22 protein-coding genes are annotated in these 20060 nt (G+C 60.1%); 9 read left to right on the forward strand and 13 right to left on the reverse strand.

Translation table 11 applies throughout. The annotated features are described in order from the left end of the window. The first annotated feature begins 1 nt into the window (after position 1). Together ACO6TG_RS17725 and ACO6TG_RS17730 are read left to right on the forward strand one after the other, a co-directional pair. Complete coding sequence (locus ACO6TG_RS17725) at positions 2 to 1480, forward strand: glycerophosphodiester phosphodiesterase (RefSeq protein ID WP_422374401.1); 1479 nt, start codon at positions 2 to 4, stop codon at positions 1478 to 1480. 21 nt (positions 1481 to 1501) lie between these two features. Continuing rightward, positions 1502 to 2521 carry a LacI family DNA-binding transcriptional regulator gene (locus tag ACO6TG_RS17730; protein WP_422374402.1) on the forward strand — a complete coding sequence of 340 codons (1020 nt, stop codon included), beginning with the start codon at positions 1502 to 1504 and terminating at the stop codon, positions 2519 to 2521. Here the strand turns inward: ACO6TG_RS17730 and ACO6TG_RS17735 are convergent. Continuing rightward, on the reverse strand, positions 2484 to 3410 hold the full coding sequence (locus tag ACO6TG_RS17735) for a DMT family transporter (protein WP_422374403.1): 927 nt from the start codon (positions 3408 to 3410) through the stop codon (positions 2484 to 2486). The two genes, ACO6TG_RS17730 and ACO6TG_RS17735, sit on opposite strands and share 38 nt — an antisense overlap. 141 nt (positions 3411 to 3551) lie before the next feature. On the opposite strand from ACO6TG_RS17735, the gene ACO6TG_RS17740 reads away from it, so the two are divergent. Both ACO6TG_RS17740 and ACO6TG_RS17745 read left to right on the forward strand, forming a co-directional pair. Further along, complete coding sequence (locus ACO6TG_RS17740; protein ID WP_422374404.1) at positions 3552 to 4394, forward strand: LysR substrate-binding domain-containing protein; 843 nt, start codon at positions 3552 to 3554, stop codon at positions 4392 to 4394. 91 nt (positions 4395 to 4485) lie between these two features. Next, a complete protein-coding gene (locus ACO6TG_RS17745) occupies positions 4486 to 5328 on the forward strand; it encodes an isocitrate lyase/PEP mutase family protein (protein WP_422374405.1) in 843 nt (280 codons plus the stop codon). Positions 5329 to 5334: 6 nt separating this feature from the next. On the opposite strand, the gene ACO6TG_RS17750 is transcribed toward ACO6TG_RS17745, so the two are convergent. Then, on the reverse strand, positions 5335 to 5685 hold the full coding sequence (locus tag ACO6TG_RS17750; RefSeq protein ID WP_422374406.1) for a carboxymuconolactone decarboxylase family protein: 351 nt from the start codon (positions 5683 to 5685) through the stop codon (positions 5335 to 5337). A 227-nt stretch (positions 5686 to 5912) separates the two neighbouring features. Here ACO6TG_RS17750 and ACO6TG_RS17755 point away from each other — a divergent pair, with 227 nt between their 5' ends. After that, the gene (locus ACO6TG_RS17755; protein WP_422374407.1) at positions 5913 to 6227 is read left to right on the forward strand and encodes an antibiotic biosynthesis monooxygenase family protein; all 315 of its coding nucleotides are present in this window, start codon (positions 5913 to 5915) and stop codon (positions 6225 to 6227) included. Between the two features lie 22 nt (positions 6228 to 6249). Here ACO6TG_RS17755 and ACO6TG_RS17760 read toward each other — a convergent pair whose 3' ends face one another. The 5 genes from ACO6TG_RS17760 to ACO6TG_RS17780 all read right to left on the reverse strand — a co-directional run bounded on the left by ACO6TG_RS17760 (position 6250) and on the right by ACO6TG_RS17780 (position 9658). After that, positions 6250 to 6822 carry a glutathione peroxidase gene (locus ACO6TG_RS17760; RefSeq protein WP_422374408.1) on the reverse strand — a complete coding sequence of 191 codons (573 nt, stop codon included), beginning with the start codon at positions 6820 to 6822 and terminating at the stop codon, positions 6250 to 6252. A gap of 94 nt (positions 6823 to 6916) precedes the next feature. Further along, the gene (locus ACO6TG_RS17765; RefSeq protein ID WP_422374409.1) at positions 6917 to 7480 is read right to left on the reverse strand and encodes a DUF1190 domain-containing protein; all 564 of its coding nucleotides are present in this window, start codon (positions 7478 to 7480) and stop codon (positions 6917 to 6919) included. A 62-nt stretch (positions 7481 to 7542) separates the two neighbouring features. After that, positions 7543 to 7953, reverse strand: coding sequence for a DUF350 domain-containing protein (locus tag ACO6TG_RS17770; protein WP_422374410.1), 411 nt, complete (start codon positions 7951 to 7953; stop codon positions 7543 to 7545). Between the two features lie 21 nt (positions 7954 to 7974). Continuing rightward, positions 7975 to 8622, reverse strand: a complete 648-nt coding sequence (locus tag ACO6TG_RS17775; protein ID WP_422374411.1) for a DUF2491 family protein — start codon at positions 8620 to 8622, stop codon at positions 7975 to 7977. Further along, positions 8603 to 9658: a potassium channel family protein gene (locus ACO6TG_RS17780; protein ID WP_422374412.1), complete on the reverse strand. Its 1056-nt coding sequence runs from the start codon at positions 9656 to 9658 to the stop codon at positions 8603 to 8605. The genes ACO6TG_RS17775 and ACO6TG_RS17780 overlap by 20 nt, the downstream gene beginning before the upstream one ends. A 157-nt stretch (positions 9659 to 9815) precedes the next feature. Between ACO6TG_RS17780 and ACO6TG_RS17785 the strand changes: the two genes are divergently transcribed. The 3 genes from ACO6TG_RS17785 (at position 9816) to ACO6TG_RS17795 (ending at position 12558) form a co-directional block, all read left to right on the forward strand. After that, positions 9816 to 10256 carry a YjfI family protein gene (locus ACO6TG_RS17785; protein ID WP_422374413.1) on the forward strand — a complete coding sequence of 147 codons (441 nt, stop codon included), beginning with the start codon at positions 9816 to 9818 and terminating at the stop codon, positions 10254 to 10256. Between the two features lie 32 nt (positions 10257 to 10288). Continuing rightward, on the forward strand, positions 10289 to 10960 hold the full coding sequence (locus ACO6TG_RS17790) for a PspA/IM30 family protein (protein WP_422374414.1): 672 nt from the start codon (positions 10289 to 10291) through the stop codon (positions 10958 to 10960). A gap of 431 nt (positions 10961 to 11391) precedes the next feature. Continuing rightward, positions 11392 to 12558 (forward strand): glutathionylspermidine synthase family protein, encoded by a 1167-nt coding sequence (locus ACO6TG_RS17795; RefSeq protein WP_422374415.1) that lies wholly within the window; start codon positions 11392 to 11394, stop codon positions 12556 to 12558. A gap of 23 nt (positions 12559 to 12581) precedes the next feature. Here the strand turns inward: ACO6TG_RS17795 and ACO6TG_RS17800 are convergent, their stop codons facing one another. Both ACO6TG_RS17800 and ACO6TG_RS17805 read right to left on the reverse strand, forming a co-directional pair. Then, positions 12582 to 13709, reverse strand: a complete 1128-nt coding sequence (locus tag ACO6TG_RS17800; RefSeq protein ID WP_422374416.1) for a DNA alkylation repair protein — start codon at positions 13707 to 13709, stop codon at positions 12582 to 12584. 603 nt (positions 13710 to 14312) lie between these two features. Next, positions 14313 to 14633, reverse strand: a complete 321-nt coding sequence (locus ACO6TG_RS17805) for a hypothetical protein (RefSeq protein ID WP_422374417.1) — start codon at positions 14631 to 14633, stop codon at positions 14313 to 14315. Between the two features lie 70 nt (positions 14634 to 14703). On the opposite strand from ACO6TG_RS17805, the gene ACO6TG_RS17810 reads away from it, so the two are divergent. Next, positions 14704 to 15441 (forward strand): helix-turn-helix transcriptional regulator, encoded by a 738-nt coding sequence (locus ACO6TG_RS17810; RefSeq protein WP_422374418.1) that lies wholly within the window; start codon positions 14704 to 14706, stop codon positions 15439 to 15441. Between the two features lie 80 nt (positions 15442 to 15521). Here the strand turns inward: ACO6TG_RS17810 and ACO6TG_RS17815 are convergent, their stop codons facing one another. The 4 genes from ACO6TG_RS17815 to ACO6TG_RS17830 all read right to left on the reverse strand — a co-directional run bounded on the left by ACO6TG_RS17815 (position 15522) and on the right by ACO6TG_RS17830 (position 19774). Beyond that, positions 15522 to 16598, reverse strand: a complete 1077-nt coding sequence (locus ACO6TG_RS17815) for a sn-glycerol-3-phosphate import ATP-binding protein UgpC (RefSeq protein WP_422374419.1) — start codon at positions 16596 to 16598, stop codon at positions 15522 to 15524. Between the two features lie 8 nt (positions 16599 to 16606). After that, a complete protein-coding gene (gene ugpE / locus ACO6TG_RS17820; protein WP_094073592.1) occupies positions 16607 to 17449 on the reverse strand; it encodes a sn-glycerol-3-phosphate ABC transporter permease UgpE in 843 nt (280 codons plus the stop codon). A gap of 10 nt (positions 17450 to 17459) precedes the next feature. Continuing rightward, positions 17460 to 18341, reverse strand: a complete 882-nt coding sequence (locus ACO6TG_RS17825) for an ABC transporter permease subunit (protein WP_094073593.1) — start codon at positions 18339 to 18341, stop codon at positions 17460 to 17462. A gap of 122 nt (positions 18342 to 18463) precedes the next feature. Next, a complete protein-coding gene (locus ACO6TG_RS17830; protein WP_422374420.1) occupies positions 18464 to 19774 on the reverse strand; it encodes an extracellular solute-binding protein in 1311 nt (436 codons plus the stop codon). Positions 19775 to 20060 lie beyond the last annotated feature (286 nt).

Raw genomic sequence — 20060 nt, forward strand, 5'->3', positions numbered from 1 at the left:
CATGACCAGGGCACCATTGGACCGAGACTGGGTCAAGGCACATGAGGGACCGCCTCTTGCCATCGCGCATCGCGGGGCAAGCGCCTATGCCTTCGACAACACCTTGCGGGCTTTTCAAGTTGCCCATGAGCTTGGCGCTGACATGTGGGAAGTGGACGTTCGCCTGACGGCGGACGGGATCCCGGTTGCGTTCCACGACGCCGACCTCAAGAAGGCCTGCAATATCGACCGACCGGTCTCGGAACTCACCGCGCGCGAGCTGCAGGATCTCACGTCGGCCGCAGGGCGGTCCGCCCCGCTCTTTGCCGAAGTCGCATCGCTGGCTGCGTCTCTCGGCGCCGGTATTTACCTGGATGCCAAGGAAGCGGATGCGGCCACCAAGGCGATCGACATCCTTCAAGGGCACGGGATTGCGAAATGCATCGTCGGGGCGAACACACCCGACTATTGTGCTGAGCTGCTTGAACGCGGGGTTCCCTATCCGGTGTCGATCCTGGTCGGCCTGAACAAGGACCCTTTCGCAATCGCGGACGCGTGCGGGGCGGAGATCATCCATCCCTGCTGGGAGCGGGCTGGCGACCGGCCGGACAAGCTTCTGGATAAAAGATTCTTTGACGAGGCAGGCAAACGCGGACTGCCGGTGGTCACCTGGCATGAAGAGCGCCCCGAGGTTGTCGACGCCTTGGTTGGGTTGCCGGTCCTTGGTATCTGTTCCGACCAACCGGAAATGGTCAGCCGGTACCGGTCCCCGCGGCCAAACCATCCGGAAATCGTCTGCCATCGAGGCGCCCGCAAGATTGCACCGGAAAACACGCTGCCGGCAGCGACGGCGGCCTGGTCGGCCGGCTTCGACTATGTCGAGATTGATGTTCGGCAGACCTCTGACGGGGATCTTGTGGTACTTCACGACAGCGATCTGGGCCGCACGACAGACGCGACCGGTCCAGTCTCCAAAAAGACGTTGAAAGAGCTCCGATCCCTTGATGCGGGATCCTGGTTCGATGCCTTTTTTGAGGAAACCAGCCTGCCGTTGCTCGACGAGGTGACAGGTGTTGCCGCAAAAAGAGGCGGCAGGCTCTATGTCGAACTCAAGCAGGCGGATCCGATCCGCACGGCCGAGACTGTTCTGAAGCAGCTTGCACCGGATGGTGTCTTTTTCTGGTCCTGGAACCTGGACTGGCTATGCCAGATCCGGGATGCCTTTCCGGAAGCGCGGTTGATGGCGCGGCCGGAAGATTTTGACAGCCTGCAAGACTGCCTCACCGCATTCGACGCGGACATCATCGAATTCAACGCCGGCAATGCAGAGGCAGAAGCCATCGCGGCGGTGCGGCGTTCGGGCCGCAAGGTCATGATCGCCTACATGGGAAATGATCCGGAAGAGATCGACCGGTTGTTGCTGCTTGAACCGGACCTCTTTAACGTCAACGAACCGTTCCGGGTTGCGCGACAGCTGGCTGCAGGGAAACCAGGGTTTTGAAGACCCGAAGAAGGAAACAGGATGTCTGACGCCACGGGCCCCAAGAAAACGGTGAATTCCTTTGATGTCGCCAGGTTGGCAGGCGTTTCGCGGTCCGCCGTCTCGCGGACCTTCACCGACGGGGCCAGCGTCTCCAAGGAAACGCGGGACAAGGTGATTGCAGCTGCGCGTGAACTTGGCTACCGCGTTAACGTCCTGGCACGCTCGCTCCACAAGCAGAAGTCGGATCTGGTCGGCGTGGTGGCCGCCGATCTCGACAATCCCTTCCGGGCCGAGCAGATCGATCTCCTGACACAGGGTCTTTTGGAGCGCGGTTTCCGGCCAATCCTGATCCGGGGAGAACCGTCTGCCGATGTCGCCGATCTGATCGGCTCGCTATTGCAATACAGCGTAGCAGGCGTGATCGTCACCTCCGATACGCCACCGGAATCGATCTGCCGGGAATGTCTCGACAACGGTGTGCCGCTGGTCGTCGTCAACAAACGGGACCCCGGTGCGCCGGTCGACCGGGTGGTCACGGCCTTCGAAGCCGGCGGCCGTATGGCCTATGACCATCTCGTGTCCTGCGGCTGCAAGAAACTCGCGGTCGTGACGCCCGAAAACTCCTCCTATTCCATCAATGGCCGGGCACTGTCCTTTGAACAGGCCGCCAATGCTGGCGGTGTAGCGGTGACCCGGATCGCCTGGGGCACGCAGTCTTATGACGGTGGGCTTGCCGCTGCAGAATTCGTCAACAGGGTGAAATCGGAGATAGACGGCATCTTTTGCACCGCGGACTATCTTGCGCTCGGCGTTCTGGATGGCCTGCGCCATGAACATGGCCTGCGCGTGCCGGAGGACATTCAGGTCATCGGGTATGATGACATCGCGCAGGCATCCTGGAAGGCGTACGATCTCACCACCATCCTGCAAAGCCGCAAGGAACTGTGCGAGATCACGCTGGACCTCTTGATGCAGCGCCTGGAAAACCCCGACCTGCCGCAACAGATCCGCGAATGTGATATCAGCCTCGTGCAGCGCGGCACGACGCGGTCGGCTTAGAGTGAAACACCGGGTTTGAACGTCGTCCCCAATTCAACGTCACTGCGAGACTGGCCAGCACAATCAGGCTCAGTCCAGCCATCTGGACGATGCTGATCAGCCGTCCGTAAGCGGCAGCGTCGACGGCGATTGCGCTCGCCGGATAGAGAAACAGGAGCACCGCGATCACCGGGGTGGTCAGCTTCGGCAGCGCCTTGTAGAGCACGACATAAACACCACCCGTATGGACCAGACCGATGATGGCAAGCCAGATCCACTGGTCAGATGCAAGGGAACCGGGAGCGGCGGGTGAAAAGAAAACCAGCATCACCATGCCGGTCAGAAACTGGATTGCGGCCAGCAGGGGCGCCGACAGACCGGTGAGACCCTTGGCGATGACCGTCACGCCGGCATAAAGAAGCGCAGCCGCCAGCGTCGCGCCCAGGCCGAGAAGGTAGGACGTTTCAATGTTGACACTCGCCCCGGTCAGGCCGGTGGCAAGCGCCAAGCCGACGAGCGCCAGCCCGATCCAGAACAGTGTGATGGCGTGAAGACGTTCCTTGAACAGCAGCACACCGAAGCCAACCACCAGGAAGGGCTGGATGTGAAAGGTGATGGTGGCGACCGCGATGCCGGTCCGCCGGATGCCTTCGAAAAACAGCACCCAGTTTCCGGCCATCAGCACCCCGCTTGCCACCGAAAGGACCAGTGCTTTCCCTGATACTGCAGAGAGGCGCTCAAGGTCGCCGCGCCAGAGGCAGAAGAGGGTCAGAGCCAGCGCTCCGATCAGGCAGCGATAGAAGGCAACGCTGACGGGGCCTGCACCGCTTTCCAGAACGCACAGGCCAAGCGTGCCAAGCAGGGTCTGGGCAAAGACCACCCCGAGTATGCCTTCTGTCTGTCTTGTCATGGATCCTGTCCTGCGCTGGCGGGAAAGAGGCATGCTCTGCCGGTGATGGCGGAAACCTCTTTGTTGCAGCCAGATTGGAAGGACTTTCATTATTCAGGCAAGCAATATAGTTTGAAGAAACTATTCAGGAATTTTGAAGAAATGCAACTTGATCACACGCTTCTTCGAACCTTTCTGGCCTGTGTTGATGCCATGAGCTTCTCACGGGCGGCGACGCGTGTGCACAAGTCTCCGGCAACCGTTTCCATGCAGATCCAGCGTCTGGAAGAACAGATCGGCAAGCGTCTGTTCGTGCGGGACACGCGTAATCTGGCGCTGACCCGGGCCGGCGAGGAACTGGAGGGCTATGCAAGGCGGATCCTGCGATTGCATGATGAGGCAGCCGCCGCCTTCAGCCGTCCGGAGATGGAGGGCAAGGTCACCATTGGCGCACCGGATGACTATATCTCGGCTATGTTGCCGGACGTCCTGAAGCGGTTCGCGGCTCTGTTTCCGCGCGTTGAACTCAACGTGGTCTGTGCCCAGTCGACGGCGCTTCTGCCGCAGGTCCAGGCGGGAGAGATCGACATGGCGATTGTCACGCGCACGGGAGGCACGGAAGGGCGCCTGATCCGGCGCGAACCAATGGTCTGGATCGGATCAAGGGAAGGTCAGGCCCTGGAGCGCACACCCTTGCCGGTCGCGCTCTATGAACCCGGCAGTCAGGCCCGCACGGAGACTTTGGCCGCGCTCAACCGCAGCGGTCGAAGTTATCGGTCCGCCTATTCCAGCTTCAGCCATTCGGCGCTTGTCACCCTGGTCGAAGCGGATCTTGCAGTGGCCTCCGTTGTTCAGATGGCCGTGCCGACGTCTGTGATGCGGCTTGGAAGGGAACAGGGACTACCCGTGGTCGAGGCGCTCGACATCATCCTGGTGCGCGGCAAGACGGCAACCAGCGCTCCTTGCGAGGCACTTGCAGAAGCTCTTACAGAAAACACGGCTTAAAACGACTGCTGCCTCGCACCTGCCACGCACAAGGGTTACAAGCGCCCGCATTTATCCCTATGTCCAGCAGAGACGGTAAGGGGAGGGTGTCGTGTCGCAGCAGATCGAGAAGTTTGAGCGCCTGAAAGCGTTGCATCAGCGGGCCGGTGCCTTCGTGATCCCCAATCCCTGGGATGCCGGGTCTGCAAGGCTGCTCACCAGTCTGGGATTTGAAGCGCTTGCCACCACCAGCGCCGGCTATGCAATCTCCAAAGGCAAGCGGGACTCCTTTGCCAGCTTGTCCCGGCAGGAAATCCTCGACAATGCAGCCGAAATTGTCGCAGCGACGCCGCTTCCGGTGATTGCCGATCTGGAGGACGGCTTCGGACCCGAACCGGAGACTTGTGCCGAAACCATACGCCGGGCGTCGGCGGCCGGCCTCGTTGGCGGCTCCATTGAGGACGCGACCGGCGACCCGGAGGCACCGATCCACCCGTTCAACCTTGCGGTTGAACGGGTCCAGGCTGCGGCTGAAGCTGCGCGGGAACTGCCGTTTCTCCTGACGGCTCGTGCGGAGAACTTCCTCTGGCAGCGTGCCGATCTCGACGACACTATCGAGCGGTTGCAGGCTTTCTCGAAAGCGGGGGCCGATGTGCTTTATGCGCCGGGCCTTCCGGACCTGAACGCGATCCGCACGGTTTGCGATGCCGTGGACAAACCGGTCAATGTGGTCATGGGGCTGACCGGCCCGCGCTACTCGGTGGCCGACCTGGCTGCCGCCGGCGTGTGCCGGATCAGTGTCGGGGGCTCCTTCGCACGGGCCGCTGTCGGGGCGCTGCTCCGGGCAGCAACCGAAGTCAGGACAAGCGGCACGTTTGCCTATGCGGATGAGGCTATTCCCGATGCCGAGATCAGCCGGCTGATGTCGCAGGAGAAGCTGGATCGAACCGGTTGAGTGGCATCAGCCGTCGTCGCCCAGCCCGTCATAGGCCGCAAGAGCCTCGGCCCCGTAGATCATGGACGGTCCGCCACCCATATAGACCGAGACACCAATCACCTCGAGGATCTCGTCGCGGCTTGCGCCAAGCCGGGCTGCGGCCCTGGCGTGATAGGCAAGGCAGCCATCACACCGTGCCGTGATGCCGATGGCCAGAGCGATCAGTTCCTTGGTCTTGGCGTCAAGCGCTCCGGGTGCCGTTGCCGCCTTGGCCAGTGCTCCAAAGCCCTTGGCAACCTCCGGCATGCCCTTGCGGACTTCCCCCATGCGTTGATCGGTCTGTGTGACGAAGGCTTCCCAGTCGGTGACGGCCATATCCGGCTCCTGTCGTTCAAGGATGATATCGTTGGAGCGTAGGCGCGCTTGCGTGGACAGGCGTTGACGTGGCTCAAGGAGAGCTGGCGGAAGGTCTCTTGGCACCTTACGTGCGATTGTTTGGGAGAAGGTTTCCGGCTTGAAATGCGAAATACCTGAATATAAAAATCAACTTATATGACCGATGGTGATCAAATCGATCGCCACAGAAACGGAGTCCAGAAGACATGTTCCTTGCCATGAACCGGTTCACCATCAAGAACGGCCAGGAAGCGGCCTTTGAAACCGTCTGGCGCGATCGCGACTCCAGGCTGGAAGATGTGCCGGGCTTCAAGAGCTTTCACCTGATGAAAGGACCGCAGGACGAAGACAACGGCACCACGCTCTACGCTTCGCACACGATCTGGGCGAGCCGCGACGACTTCATCAACTGGACCAAATCCGAGCATTTTCGCCAGGCCCACAAGAACGCCGGTGACAACAAGGGCATGTATGTCGGTCATCCGCAGTTCGAGGGCTTTGAAGCCGTCCTTGACAGCTAGCCTTCCAGGGCCACAGGCCAGCTCAACTTTCGGCCAGGCGCGCCAGAACGGTCTCGATCTCGCTCGTGACCCTGTTCGAGGTTGGCGAGGTCGGCGTGGCAAACCAGGCAACGATGCTGCCGTCCGGGCCGATCAGATACTTGTGGAAGTTCCAGTAGGGCCGGGCGGCCGGGCCGAGCGTTTCGGCAGCCCATTGGTAAAAGGGGTGCGCGTTCCGGCCCTTGACCGATGTCTTGGCGGTCATGGGGAACGTCGCGCCGTAACGGGCCTCGCAGAATTTTGCAATTTCACCGTCATCGCGTGGTTCCTGGCCGCCAAAATCATTGGACGGCACGCCGAGCACCACGAGGCCCTTGTCGCCATAGGTCTCTTGCAGCTGCTGCAGACCGGACAGTTGACCGCTGAAACCGCATTCGGTCGCCGTATTGACGACCAGCACCGCCTTGCCCTCGAACTCCTTCAGCATCAGCGGATTGCCATGCGGCATCTCGAAACTGAAGTCATGCGCGCTGGTCGTGGAGGCCGATGCGGTTTCTGCCTGTGCCGCTCCCAGGGGAACGGCCAATCCGAATAATGCGGCTGCAATGCGTTTCATGTGACGGGCTCCCGTTGCTGCGCCTGATACGCAAGGGAACCCGTCAGCGGTTCACCTCAAATGGTGAGTTTTGGCTTGCCGCAAGCGCCGAATGTCAGCCGCCCCGGAAACCGGAGCTCGACCTTGCGCCGAAACCGCCGCGCGAGGCAACGGAGGTCCGGGTCTGCACCTTGGCGGGCTTCGGCGTGGTCTTGACCGCATCATTATAGGTGCGCCAGCTGGTACCGCCGTAATTTCCGACATAGTAACCGTGGGACGTGTAGTAGCGTCGGCTGCCGCGTTCCGAATAGACCGGGCGGACGTTGTCCCGCAGAAGCTGGCTGGTCACGCCGCCGGCAAGGGCACCGGTCAGGAAATAGCCGACAGGTGTCGGCGTGTAATACGAGCCCTCGTTTGACGTGTCGTAGAGACAGACATTGTTGCCGTGCTGGTCGACACACAGGTTGACCGTGTTGTAGCGCGGCCCGGTTTTCTCGTGGATATCTTTGCCGACGGCGAGCGCCTCGGCACAGACCTCGTCGGGCACGAAGTTGCCGGAAATACACTCGGCCTCCGTGCGGTAGACCTGGCCCTCCAGATCCGGTTCCTGGGAACAGCCGGCCAGGGACACCGATGTTGTCGCCATGACCACCAGCTTGATCGATTTGGAGCGTTTCATGAAATTTCTCCCGACCTCTCAAAGGTCTGATCTAAATCGCGGTTCTTCGAGCGAGTGGTCCGTCAATAGGTGATGCAGGCGGCGTTGAGCAGACCGACCGTCACGGAGATGGTCGCAAGCTTGGTGCTGATCGCCATCTCGCCGCTTTCGATCCGGCTGGTGATCTTGGGGTAGAAGCGGCGGAAGATCTGGTAGACGATCAGCTGCGCGATGCAGGCAATGATGCCCCAGACGATGAAGTCGACGATGCTGAGCGAGTTGGCCGCGGCGCTGGCCAGCGGCAGGGAGAAGCCGAGAAAGGCGCCGCTCAGCACAAGAGAGGCGGCGACGTTGTTTTCCTTGATCAGGGCCATTTCGTCGTGGGGCGTCATGATCATGTAGATCTTCATGAAGATCAGCAGCATGGCGATGGCGGCTGCGAAATAGAGCGCGAAGGGAATGATGCCTGAAAGGGATGCCAGAAGAACGTCCATGATTGTCTCCCCGGATGTGAATTAGACTGAAAAATTGTGTCGTTCGAGCGGAAAGCCGACCATGAAGGCAATGCTTTTCTCTCCGCTGTCCGCTTCTTCCATGTTGACCAGCAGCATTTCGTCCCGCCCGTCCTTCAGCGTACGGGCAAACAGCATGGCTGTCTGGAATATCTTGCGCCGGCCGCCGCCTTCGCGCGTGTCGCAGACTTCCTCCCAGTAGGTCATCGGGTCTTCCGGTGACGAGGAGGTGTCGAACCAGGCACGGTCGAATCGTTGCAATCCATCCTCGGTCGGCAGATTGAAGCTTGTTTGACGAATGGCCTCTTTCATCTGGTTCCATTCGCCTGTGCCGGACGGATATTGCACGTCGTAGAAATACCAGAGCATGATCTCGTCGACCCGCTCGTCCTCAACACCGTCCCCGCCCTGAAACTGGACCAGGAACCGGTCATCGTCCGGATAGAAGCGGTGCATGTGTGACTGTTCACCAAGGTCACAGTGGCCCTGGGCCGTGATCATCAAGGTGCTGTCGGGATGTTCGATCAGGCTGTCTGCCGGCAGAAGCTTCAAGGCGATCTTGTCGAAGGTGATGCCCCGTCCGATGGTCAGGCCAAGAATTTCCGGCGGCAGCCAGCCCTTCGGTTTCTTGTTAAACAGTGACCCGAACATCGTCGCCCTCCAGTCCGTCTGTGATCTGGTTTGCGCTCAGGCGCTTGCTGGCAAGATAGTAGATCGAACCGCCGGATTTCAGCGCCTTGGGGAAGGGGCGGAACAGGAAGTCGTCATTGTCCGGCTGGGAAACGGCAATCAGCGTGCCGTCCGCACCGGAAAGGGATTTTTCCAGGGCCGAAGTGTCGGTGGTGCTGTCTGCCTCGACAATGGCCGAATAGACGGTGGCGCCGAGACCAGCCGTCGACAGGGCCATCAGGATCTGGCCGGCGCCGGGGTCCTGTGCAGCACGAACCAGAGACTCGCAGGCATTGGACACAACCGGTTCGATGCCGGCCAGCTTGCCGGCCCGCCTTGCGGTGTCCCGGTCTTCGAAATAGGCAGCGATGTGGACGTCTTCGTTGAGTTCGCGAATGGCCAGACAGGTGTTGAAGGTCTCTGCGTCCGTCGCGGCATAGACCAGGACTTTCTGGGCGCCGGGTATGGCCGCGCGGCGCAACGATTGCAGCGCGTCGAGCCGTTCGGCACGGATCAGCCGCACCCCTTCGGGAACTTCGACATTCTTGGAAGAGGCCAGGAGAATGATCTTGTCGTCGCCATCCTGGCCGGCAACCAGATTTTCGACCATCAAGGGTGTCTTGTCGCGGTGATAGCCAACGATGACTGTGGCGTTCTGGACGCGTTCGTAATTGCCGTTGCCGTCCGCCATACGTCTTACTCCTTCCACAAGCACACCTGTCAGCCGGCCCAGAACCGCGGAAAAAATCAGCAGGGCTCCGGGAAAGAACCAGAAGGCGGCAACCATGCGCCCGGCTTCCGTTTCCGGCGACAGGTCACCATACCCGACCGTGGAAGCGGTTGTTGCCGCAAAATAGATGAAGGTCAGCGGGTTGTCGGTCAGCCCGCCTTCTCCGGCCAACCAGAACAGCAGCCACGAGATGAACAGATAGGCACAGATCAGTGACAGCAGCAGCCAGAGCTTGAGCTCGATCACATGCTGGTACAGCCTGGAAATGATGAGTTGTAAAATGGGCACAGCTGAATCTGCCACGGTTTGAATCGCGACGTACTGTGACCAGCCCCAGCCGCCTTGTCAAATCGGCTGGCGTCCTGAAAAATCGCTTGAAACACTCTGGTTTGACTTCTACTTGTTCGGAGCCGGGAAGGACCCCGGCCGTAATGGGAGGCCCGGAATGAACGCACCGCAAACCGCCTGGACTCTTCAGGATCTGAAGTCCGCCCTGGAACAGTCCTCAAGCTTTTCCGACGGCGAGATCACCTGCACCGTCAGCCCGGACCAGCCCGACGTTCTGGAAGTGCAGCTGCACTCTGCCGGTGAGATCATCCTCTACATGAATGTCGGTGAGACCCAGATCCTCACCTCCACGGTGCTGTGGCCGCGCGACGCCCAGGACGATCCGGCGGCATTTGAGGCAATGATGCTGCGCAACCACAAGAAGCTGCTGCCACTCTGCGCGCTTTCCATCGATGATGTTGATGGGCGGGAATATTATGAGCTGTTTGGCGCCATGTCCGTGCGCTCAACGCTCGATTCTGTTGAGACCGAGTTGCGCACCATCGCCAACAGCGCGCTGGAACTGGCTGCCGATGTCGGCCCGAAAGCCGCTGCCTGAACCCGCCGTAGATTAAGCAAGGACATCTGACCATGAGTGTTTGGGGCAAATTGATCACGGCGTTCAAGGGCCATGCCCACGATGCCGCCGAATCCGTTCAGGACGCCAACCTGATGACGATCCTGGAGCAGGAAGTGCGCGAGGCCAAGCAGGCCATTGCCAACGCTAAGGACGAAAAGGCGCGCATGTCTGCGAACCGGCGCCTGAAGGAGCGTTCCGTCGAGGAGCTGATGACCGAGATCGAGCGGCGCACCGAAGCAGCCCGCACGGCTAAGGCCAATGGGGACGAGCCGCTGGCTGTCGAGATCATCGAGAGCATCCTGAAGCTGCGCGACAAGGCGGAAGCCGATCAGGCGCTGTTCGATCAGTACAAGACCACCGAAGAGCGCATGGATGCCACCATCCGCCAGTCTCAGAACAAGATCGAGACCCTGCAGCGCAAGATGGAAAGCGCCAAGGCCAACGAAGCGCTGATCAAGGCGCAAAAGGCAGCCTCCACCAACACGACCGCTTCCGACGGCCGGCTCGCCAGCGCCGTTGACAGCCTGGCCCGCCTGGAACAGCGTCAGGCCGAACAGCAGGCGATGCTGGAAGCCGCCGAAGAAGACGCCCGCCTGGAAAGCGGTGCGGATCTGGAAGCCAAGATCAAGGCCCTCGAAAACCCGGGCCGCAACGACGTCCAGGCGCTGCTGGCGAAGCTCTAACTGTTCGCGGGCTGTGGTGTGTTGCGGCAAGTGCTCTGCGCTGCGTTGACAGAGCTTGGCAATGCGCCGTCCGCCTGTTGTGTTGAACGCGTAAACTTCGGGTGCCGCGCCGTAGCTTCCTGTGTCACCCCGGGCGAACGAAGTGAGACCCGGGGCCCACTCGTTCGCAGAGCCGAAAGATGAAGCTCTGCGCGGCCAGGAAAGACACGCATAACCAAGCAGCAATGCGAGTAGGTCCCGGCTCGCGCTTCGCTTGGCCGGAATGACACCGGTCGCCGGTTGCCGGCAAGGAAGCATGGCGAGAAGCGCTTCGGCACCTTGTCCTTATTTCGTGAGGCAAAGCGAGAAGGCTCATTGAACTCTTGGAGAGGCGGTGTGCCTGTTATCTTGATCCCGCGTCCTGAATTTTTGTTTTGACCAAGGCCAAATAGATGAAACGGATCGACATTCCCGAACGGCCGGGCTGGAAGGAACAGGCGGAGGAGCTTGGGTTCGGTTTTCACACCATGTATGGCGCGCCCTACTGGGACGAGAGCCGGGCCTATCAGTTCTCCTTACGGGAAATCGAGGACGACATCGAGGATCCGAGTCAGGCGCTCTATGGCATGTGCCTGGATCTTGTCGACCGGGTGGTCCATGACGACGCATTGCTTCAGAAATTCGCGATTCCGAAGGACTATCGCGACTGGATCCGGAAATCCTGGACCAACCAGGATCCTTCGCTCTACGGCCGGTTCGACTTTTTCTATGACGGCAGCGGCCCGGCGAAACTTCTGGAATTCAATGCCGATACGCCGACGGCGCTCTATGAAACCGGCTTTTTCCAATGGGTCTGGCTGGAGCAGCAAATGGCTGCCGGTGTGCTACCGGAGACGGCGGATCAGTTCAATTCCGTGCAGGACCGGCTGATCGATCGGTTCGCGGCCATGTTCGGTCCCGGCTATCACATCCATTTTGCCTCTTCGAAAGATCACGACGAAGACCGGGCGACGGTGCGCTATCTGGAGGACTGCGCCAAGCAGGCTGGCCTCATTCCGCATTTTGTTGCCGTGGAAGAGATCGGCGTCGATGAGGACGGCCGGTTTGCGGACACTGACAGCTTTGTCATCGACGCACTGTTCAAGCTTTATCCTTATGAGGACATGTTCCGCGAGGACTACGGACCCTACCTGCCCGGTGCGCCGATCCAGCTGCTCGAACCGCCCTGGAAGGCCATCCTTTCCAACAAGGCGATCCTGCCGCTGCTCTGGGAAATGTTCCCGGACCACCCAAATCTTTTACCGTCCTTTTTTGACGGCGAAGCGCCGGAGAGTTTCCTGTCATTGCCTCATGTGAAGAAGCCGCTCTTTAGCCGGGAAGGCGCCAATATCACCGTGCGCGGGCTCGGTGACGAGGAGATCACCACGCCGGGCGATTACGGCGCCGAAGGGCATATCCTGCAGGGCTATGCCAAGCCACCGAAATTCGGCGACGACTATGTCATGATCGGTTCCTGGATCATCGGCGGTCAGGCCTCCGGCATCTGTCTGCGCGAGGACAAGCAGCCGGTGACTCAGGATATGTCACGCTTCGTGCCGCATGTGATTTTGGAAGACTGACGCGGTGAGGTCTGTTCAAGACCTCAAGGGTCCATCACCAGCTCAAACTCCGAAAACCCGAAATCCTGTCCATTGATCCTGAGGCTGACCGCCTGGGTGCCGCTGTAATAGACCCGGGTCGTGATCGGCCGGATCGCATGCTCGCGGGCGAGCGATACTGTCTCGCCCGGCTCAAGGGTCAGCTTCGTCCATTTGAAAACCTTAGGCGCGAGCGTGCCGTTGGCCTTCTTGAAATGCACCAGATAGTCGAGGACCAGATCCTGTGGCTGTTGCGCCGTTGACGTCAGCTTGATGGCGAAGCCGAGCGCGGAGCCGTAGTCGACCTTTTCTGTCGTGATGGCCGGACCGTCCACCTGGATCTCCGGCGGGTTCAGGCCAAAGGCGGAAAGCGTTGCGGAATGCCCCTGCTTGATCAGCGAGCGGCAGGCGTGGCGGACGAGCTTTTCGCGGTGCTTGTCAGCGCCTTTCAGCCAGCGCGTTGCGATCTCGGCCACCAGGTCCGGATGGTCCTTGGCAATATCATTGAGGTGATTGGCAACCGAGCGGCGGACATACTCTTCCGGGTCGTCCTTCAGCGCTTCGAGCAAGGGCAGGGTCGGCGAGGGATCCGCAACGAGTTGCTTCAGGCGAAGACCCCAGGGCAGGCGCGGGCGTGTACCTTCCGAAACCAGCCGGCGCACATGCACGCTGTCGTCCCTGACCCAGGGCGCCATGATCGTCAGAGCCTTGTCCTGATCCTTGTCCAGAAAGGGGCGCACATCGAATTCGGCCGTTGCCCGTTTGGTCATTTCCTTCAGGAGCGCAAAGGACGCTTCAAAATTCTCCAGACCGCTGTCGGACACCACCATGCCGAGGGGCATCATGCCCCAGCCGCGCATGCCATGCTCGTCGCTGCCCCGGTCAAAGGCGACTTCCGTCATCGGGTGCAGAATGGCTTCCAGAACGGCGTATCGCTCAGAAAGATCATCCGGCAGGTGCCGGTCCAGAACATCGGCGATGTGCCTGGCCCGTTCCTTCAGCTCAAGTGCTTCGAGCCGATCCAGGATGTCGGCCTCAAAACCTGCCTTGTCAAAACCGTTCAGCTGCTTGTCGAGGTGGCCGGCGAGGCAACGCACCAGATCGGGCGAGATATTGTTCTTGAACGGTTCCAACTGATGCTCCCTTGTTGTGTTGCTCTCTCATGTGCCAGAGCAGCGCCTTTGGGGCCAGAGCCTTGCCGGCAAGTTCCTGACAAGCACCGTCAGGAGAGGTCCCGAGAGGAAAGGCAAACACTCTCCATCTTCGTCATGCCATGGCTTGACCCACTGCTGTCCGGTTAAGCAGATGCATCTGACCGCATATAGGCTTCGCCGCTTGTTCCAGTCTCCCCCCTGGAGGGGGAGATGTCTCCGTCAGGAGACAGAGGGGGGGCTCGACCTCCCCGCAAACAAGGCCTTTTCCGAATTCGAGGAACCGATGTGCCCCCCCTCTGTCCGGTTCCCGGACATCTCCCCCTCCAGGGGGGAGACTGGAACAAGCGGTAAGGCACTGCGTATCCAAGATTGGAAGAAGCGTAAATATCGACGATGAATCAATGATCTGTTGAAACTGGGTCGACTTAAACCGGACACCAGTGGGTCTAGCCCTGCAATGACGAACAGGAGGAGGGAGATCCTTCGCCGAAACTGTCGGTCCCCAAAACAAAAAAGCCACCCCGGGTGTCCGGGGTGGCGGGGCGGAGCCGGCTTCACCGGTCATCACAGACCTCGTGCCGGTCAGCAATAGGTTGCGAGGGACCGGTACATCGGCATCTCGGCGTCCATGTCCACGTCGCTCAGGTCCATCATGGAAAAGAACTCCATGCAGTCCGGCGATGATCTTTCCGCTTCCATGACCTTTTCCGCGTCATCGGCGCTGCGGAACTGAACGATATCGAGATATTCGCCTTCCGCGGTGCGGACGAGTTCGCGCCGCAATACGCCTTTCTGATGGCTGACGAAATTTTCCTGAAACCGGCTGGAAGCCGCGAGCAGGTCTGCTTCGGTCTTGCCGGGCGCGAGTTTGATCGGGGCGAGGACGGTGATTGGGTCCGACATATGTGTCTCCTGAAGTTGTCGATGGCGGAACCATATGGATAAATACGACATTTTATGTCTTATTTGTTCCATGCCCAGAAGCACCACCACGGAACGCATGAAACGCCTGGAGCTCATCACGGCCAGGCTGAAGTCAGACGAAGCGCTGACGGTTGCCGGCCTGTCGGAAGAATTCGGCGTCAGCAGCCGCACGCTGTCCCGGGATATCCAGATCCTTCGAGATCAGGGCCTGCCGGTCGAGGCCGACCGCGGCCGGGGCGGCGGCATCCGGCTGCACAGCAGCTGGGGCATCGGGCGGGTCAATTTCAGCTATTCGGAGGCGATCGACCTCCTTGTGAGCCTGGCAATCGCGGAGCAGATGAAGTCGCCCTTCTTCATGGCCGAGCTGGCCCCCATCCGGCGCAAGCTGCTGGCGTCCTTCTCGCCCAGGCTGAAGAACGATATTTCCGATATCAAGTCGAGGATCCGGGTCGGCGAAGCAGCGTCGCCCATGGTTCTGTCCGCATTTTCCGCACCGGCCCAGACGGTGGTCGAGGAACTCCACCAGGCCTTCGTGACCCGGCACCTGCTTGAGATCTCCTACAGGTCCATCGAAGGCCGGACCACGCAGCGTCTCATCGAACCGCACTACCTGCTCCTGCACAGCCCGGTCTGGTATGTGCTGGCATTCGATCACTTAAGAGGTTCCATACGGACGTTCCGGTGCGACCGGATCGAGGCAGCGCAGTTGCAGGACCAAAGGTTCAAGGTCATCGGGATCGAGCAGTTCGACGAGACGCTGAAAAACCTGGATGTCATTGGCCCATGAAAAAACCACCCCGGTTGCCCGGGGTGGCTGGTTCGGGTTCGGCGGCCCTCGTTAAACCGCCTCGCCTGAAGGGGGGCGGATCAGTCGATCCGTTTGCCGGTGTCCGCATCGAAGTGATGAATGTTTTCCGGGGCGACACGGAGGTAGAGCTTTTCGCCGGCTTCGTGACGGGCGTGGCTGGAAACACGCACGACGATTTCCGGGCCACCATCGCCGAGGCTGGCATAGATGTAGCTTTCCGCACCGACCGGCTCGAGCACGTTGACGGTGGCCTCCAGAAGAATGCCGTCACCGTCCTTCGGTCCGTCAACTTCTTCCATGTGCTCCGGCCGGATGCCGATGGTGTAACGGTCCTTGCCCTTGGTGTTGGCACCGCTGAGGCCGCCGCTGCTCGCCAGCGACAGTCCGGCATCGTCCGCCTTCACATCGAGAAGGTTCATGGCCGGAGAGCCGATGAAGCTGGCGACGAACGTGGAAGCCGGCTTGTCATAGACTTCGATCGGAGCGCCGATCTGCTCGATATTGCCGCCGTTCAGAACCACCAGCCGGTCCGCCAGCGTCATGGCTTCCAGCTGGTCGTGGGTAACATAGACGCTGGTGGTGCCGAGCGAGCGTTGCAGGCGCTTGATCTCCACGCGCATCTGCACACGCAGCTTGGCGTCAAGGTTCGACAGCGGTTCGTCGAACAGGAAGGCGGCCGGTTCACGCACGATGGCGCGGCCCATGGCGACGCGCTGGCGCTGGCCACCGGAGAGCTGGCGCGGCTTGCGGTCGAGATAGTCGCCGATTTCCAGGATGCGCGCGGCTTCCTTCACCCGGCGGTCGATCTCGCCCTTGTCCATGCCCCGGTTTTTGAGGCCATAGGCCAGGTTGTTGTAGACCGACATATGCGGATAAAGCGCATAGTTCTGGAACACCATGGCGATGTCCCGGTCTGCCGGGTCGACATCATTGACCAGCCGGTCGCCGATCTTGACCTCACCCGTGGTGATCGCTTCCAGGCCGGCAATCATGCGCAGCAGGGTCGACTTGCCACAGCCTGACGGGCCGACCAGCACGATGAATTCGCCGTCGGCGATGTCGATGGAGACACCTTTGACCGCTTCCACATTGCCCGCATAGACCTTGCGGACCGTGTCGAGAGTAATCGTTGACATTCAAAACCTCACTTATCGCTCTCGACGAGCCCTTTGACGAACCAGCTCTGGAAGATCACCACGATCAGGACCGGCGGCACGATGGCGAGGATCGCCAGCGCCATGGCCTCGTTGAAGGCCGGGATCTGGGCGCCCACCCAGACCTGCAGGATCTGCTTGATGCCGCGCACCAGGGTGAACAGGCTTTCATCGGTGGTGATCAGGGTCGGCCAGAGATACTGGTTCCAGCCGTAAACGAACATGATGATGAAGATGGCCGCGATCATCGTCTGGGACAGCGGCACCAGGATATCCTTGAAGAACTTCCACGGGCCGGCACCGTCGATGCGGGCGGCCTCCAGGAGTTCATCCGGCACGGACATGAAGAACTGACGGAAGAAGAACGTGCCTGTCGCCGAGGCAATCAGGGGCACGATCAGGCCGGTATAGGTGTTCACCATGCCAAGCGACTGCACGATCTCGTAGGACGGCAGGATGCGCACTTCCAGGGGAAGCAGCAGGGTTGCGAAGATGACCCAGAAGCAGAGCGAGGCCATCGGAAAACGGAAATAGACAATGGCATAGGCCGCGAGCATCGAGATGATGATCTTGCCGATCGCAAAGCCGAGGCCGAGGATCAGCGAGTTTTTCAGCATCACGAAGCCGTCGACTTCCTTGGTGAAGCCACCGGCCTGGAACAGCACCGTTTCGTAGTTCTCGAAGAACTTGCCGCCCGGCGTGAACTGGATGCCTTCCTTGTAGATCGTGATCGCGTCGTGGGTACTGGTCAGGAAGGCCAGGACCACGGGCGTGACCATGAAGAAGACACCGGCGAGCAGGATCACGTGATCCCAGATCTGTGATTTTCTCATCACCGCCCCCTTACGTGTAATGCACGCGCCGCTCGATGAGGCGGAACTGAATGATTGTCAGGATGAACACCATCGCCATCAGGATCACCGACTGGGCGGACGAACCACCGAGATCGTTGCCGCGGAAACCATCGAGATAGACCTTGTAGACCAGGGTCACCGGGTTGTTGCCCGGCTCGTTCTTCACGATGACGTCGACGATACCGAACGTGTCGAAGAAGGCGTAGGTGATGTTGATGATCAGCAGGAAGAAGCCTGTCGGCGCCAGCAGCGGGAAGGTGACCGTCCAGAAGCGGCGCATGCCGGACCGGCAATCGATGCTGGCCGCTTCCTGGACCGACTTGGAGATGCCCTGAAGACCGGACAGGAAGAAGATGAAGTTGACCGGCACCTGTTTCCAGACCGCCGTTGTCAGCATGGCGAAGCTTGTGTCGAAATAGTCGACACCGATCTGCATCTTCCAGCCGAAGAGCGCAAAGAAATCGACCATCGGACCGACATGCTGGTCGAACAGCAGGACGCCGATCAGGCCGGCGACCGGAGGCGCGACCGCATAGACCCACATCAGCAGGGTCTTGTAGCTCGACGCACCGCGCAGGACCTTGTCGGCCTTCACCGCCAGAAGCAGGGCGATGCCGAGCGACAGGAAGGTCACGAAGAAGGTGAAGACCGCCGTGAACCGCGCCACACGTCCATAGTCGGACGAGGTCAGCGTGTCGGTGAAGTTGTCGAGCCCCACGAAGGTGGAACCGAAACCGAACGGGTCTTCAAGATAGAAGGAGGATTGAACTGCCTCGGCCGCGGGCCAGAGGAAGAAGATCGTCACGATGGCGAGCTGCGGCAGAAGCAGCATATAGGGCAGCCACGGGGACTTGAACTGGACTTTTTTCATAGGGATGTGTCTCGACCACCGGGAACGGGCAAAGCGGGTCACCAGAGATCCGGCCAACCCGCTTTGCTTATGCGAGGACAGGGGCGCCAGGCGCCCCCGTCCCATGTCAGGTCAAAGCCAGCTTAGTTGCCGGTGGTCTTTGCGAAGCGCTCCAGAAGCTTGTTGCCTTCCGCTTCGATGGTGGCAAAAGCGTCTTCAACGGAGGTTTCACCGGACATGATCTTACCGTATTCGCGGTTCATGACGTCGCGGATCTGGACGTAAAAGCCCATGCGGTAGCCCTTGGTCCACTCGCCACCCGGCAGGGTCAGCTGCTTGATGCCGATTTCGGCAGCCGGTGCTTCGTTGTAGTAGCCGTCTTTCTTGGCCAGCTCATAGGCAGCGTTGGTGATCGGCACATAACCGGTTTCCTTGTGCCACATGTACTGGACTTCCGGTGAGGTCAGGTACTCGTAGAAGGAGGCAACGCACTTGTTTTCCTCGTCCGGCTTGCCGGACATGGCGAAGAGAGCTGCACCACCGATGAAGGTACCGGTGCCGGCGCCGTCAACAGCATCCCAGTAAGGCAGGTAGGTTGCGGAGAACGGGAACTCGACGGTCTTGGAGATGCCGCCGAAGGAACCCGAAGAACCGAGCCACATGGCAACCTTGCCTTCGTTGAACGGGGTCTGGTTGTCGCCCCAGCCGGTGCCGTAGTAACCGAACAGGCCATCATCCAGCCAACCCTTGACGGCGGTGAAGTGGTTCTTGATCGGCTCGCCGAAGACCAGCTTGGTGTCTTTCGCGCCGTCGTAACCGTTGTTGTTGGTTGCGAACTGCAGGTTATGACGGGACTTGAAGTTCTCGGTGAAGATCCACGGCAGGTGGGACTGAGCGAGCGGCACGTAACCGGCTTCTTTCAGCTTCGGAGCGATTTCCTGGAACTCTTCCCAGGTTTTCGGAGCTTCGACACCAGCCTTTTTCAGGGCGTCTTCGTTGGTGTAGAGGATCGGCGTGGAAGAGTTGAACGGCATGCCGATCATCTTGCCGTCGCTGTCGGCGTAGAAGTAGCGGACACCGTCGATATAGTCTTCGATGTCGAAGGCAGCGCCGGCGTTTTCCAGGATGTCCTGGGCCGGGATGACAGCACCCTTTGCACCGATGATGGTGGCGGCGCCGGCGTCGAAGACCTGCAGGATGTTCGGCTGCTCACCGGCGCGGAAAGCGGCGATACCGGCGGTCAGGGTCTCTTCGTAGGTGCCCTTGAAGACCGGAGTGATCTGACAAGCGTCCTGGGATTCGTTGTAGCCGTTGGCGATGTCGACGACGACTTCGCCCAGACGGCCACCCATGGCGTGCCACCAGGAAATGTCGGTTGCCGCATAAGAAGCGGAAGAGGTGCCCAGGAGGGCGGCCGCAGCAACAAAGCTGGCGACTGTCTTACGATAAGCCATGTTCATTTGCTCCCATCTAGAAGGGCTGTTGCCCCGGTCAGCAGTTGGTTTTTCAAGGTGCCGAAATGGCTTCATCGGCACCAGAAACGATAACGCCTGCGTTTCGTATTGTTTTCATATGAACGTTATATGACGCTCATATGAACATTAAAAGACGCCAAAGCCGCGTCCGCAAGAGGCTACGGAGTAAAATCAGCATTCTGCGACCGGGCGTCATGAAAGCGCCTGCATTTTCGCAAGGGGCCGCGGCTCAAAAAACCAAGGCTTGCCGCGATTTTACGCGTCC

This window comes from Roseibium sp. (assembly GCF_965233565.1).
Lineage (GTDB): Bacteria > Pseudomonadota > Alphaproteobacteria > Rhizobiales > Stappiaceae > Roseibium.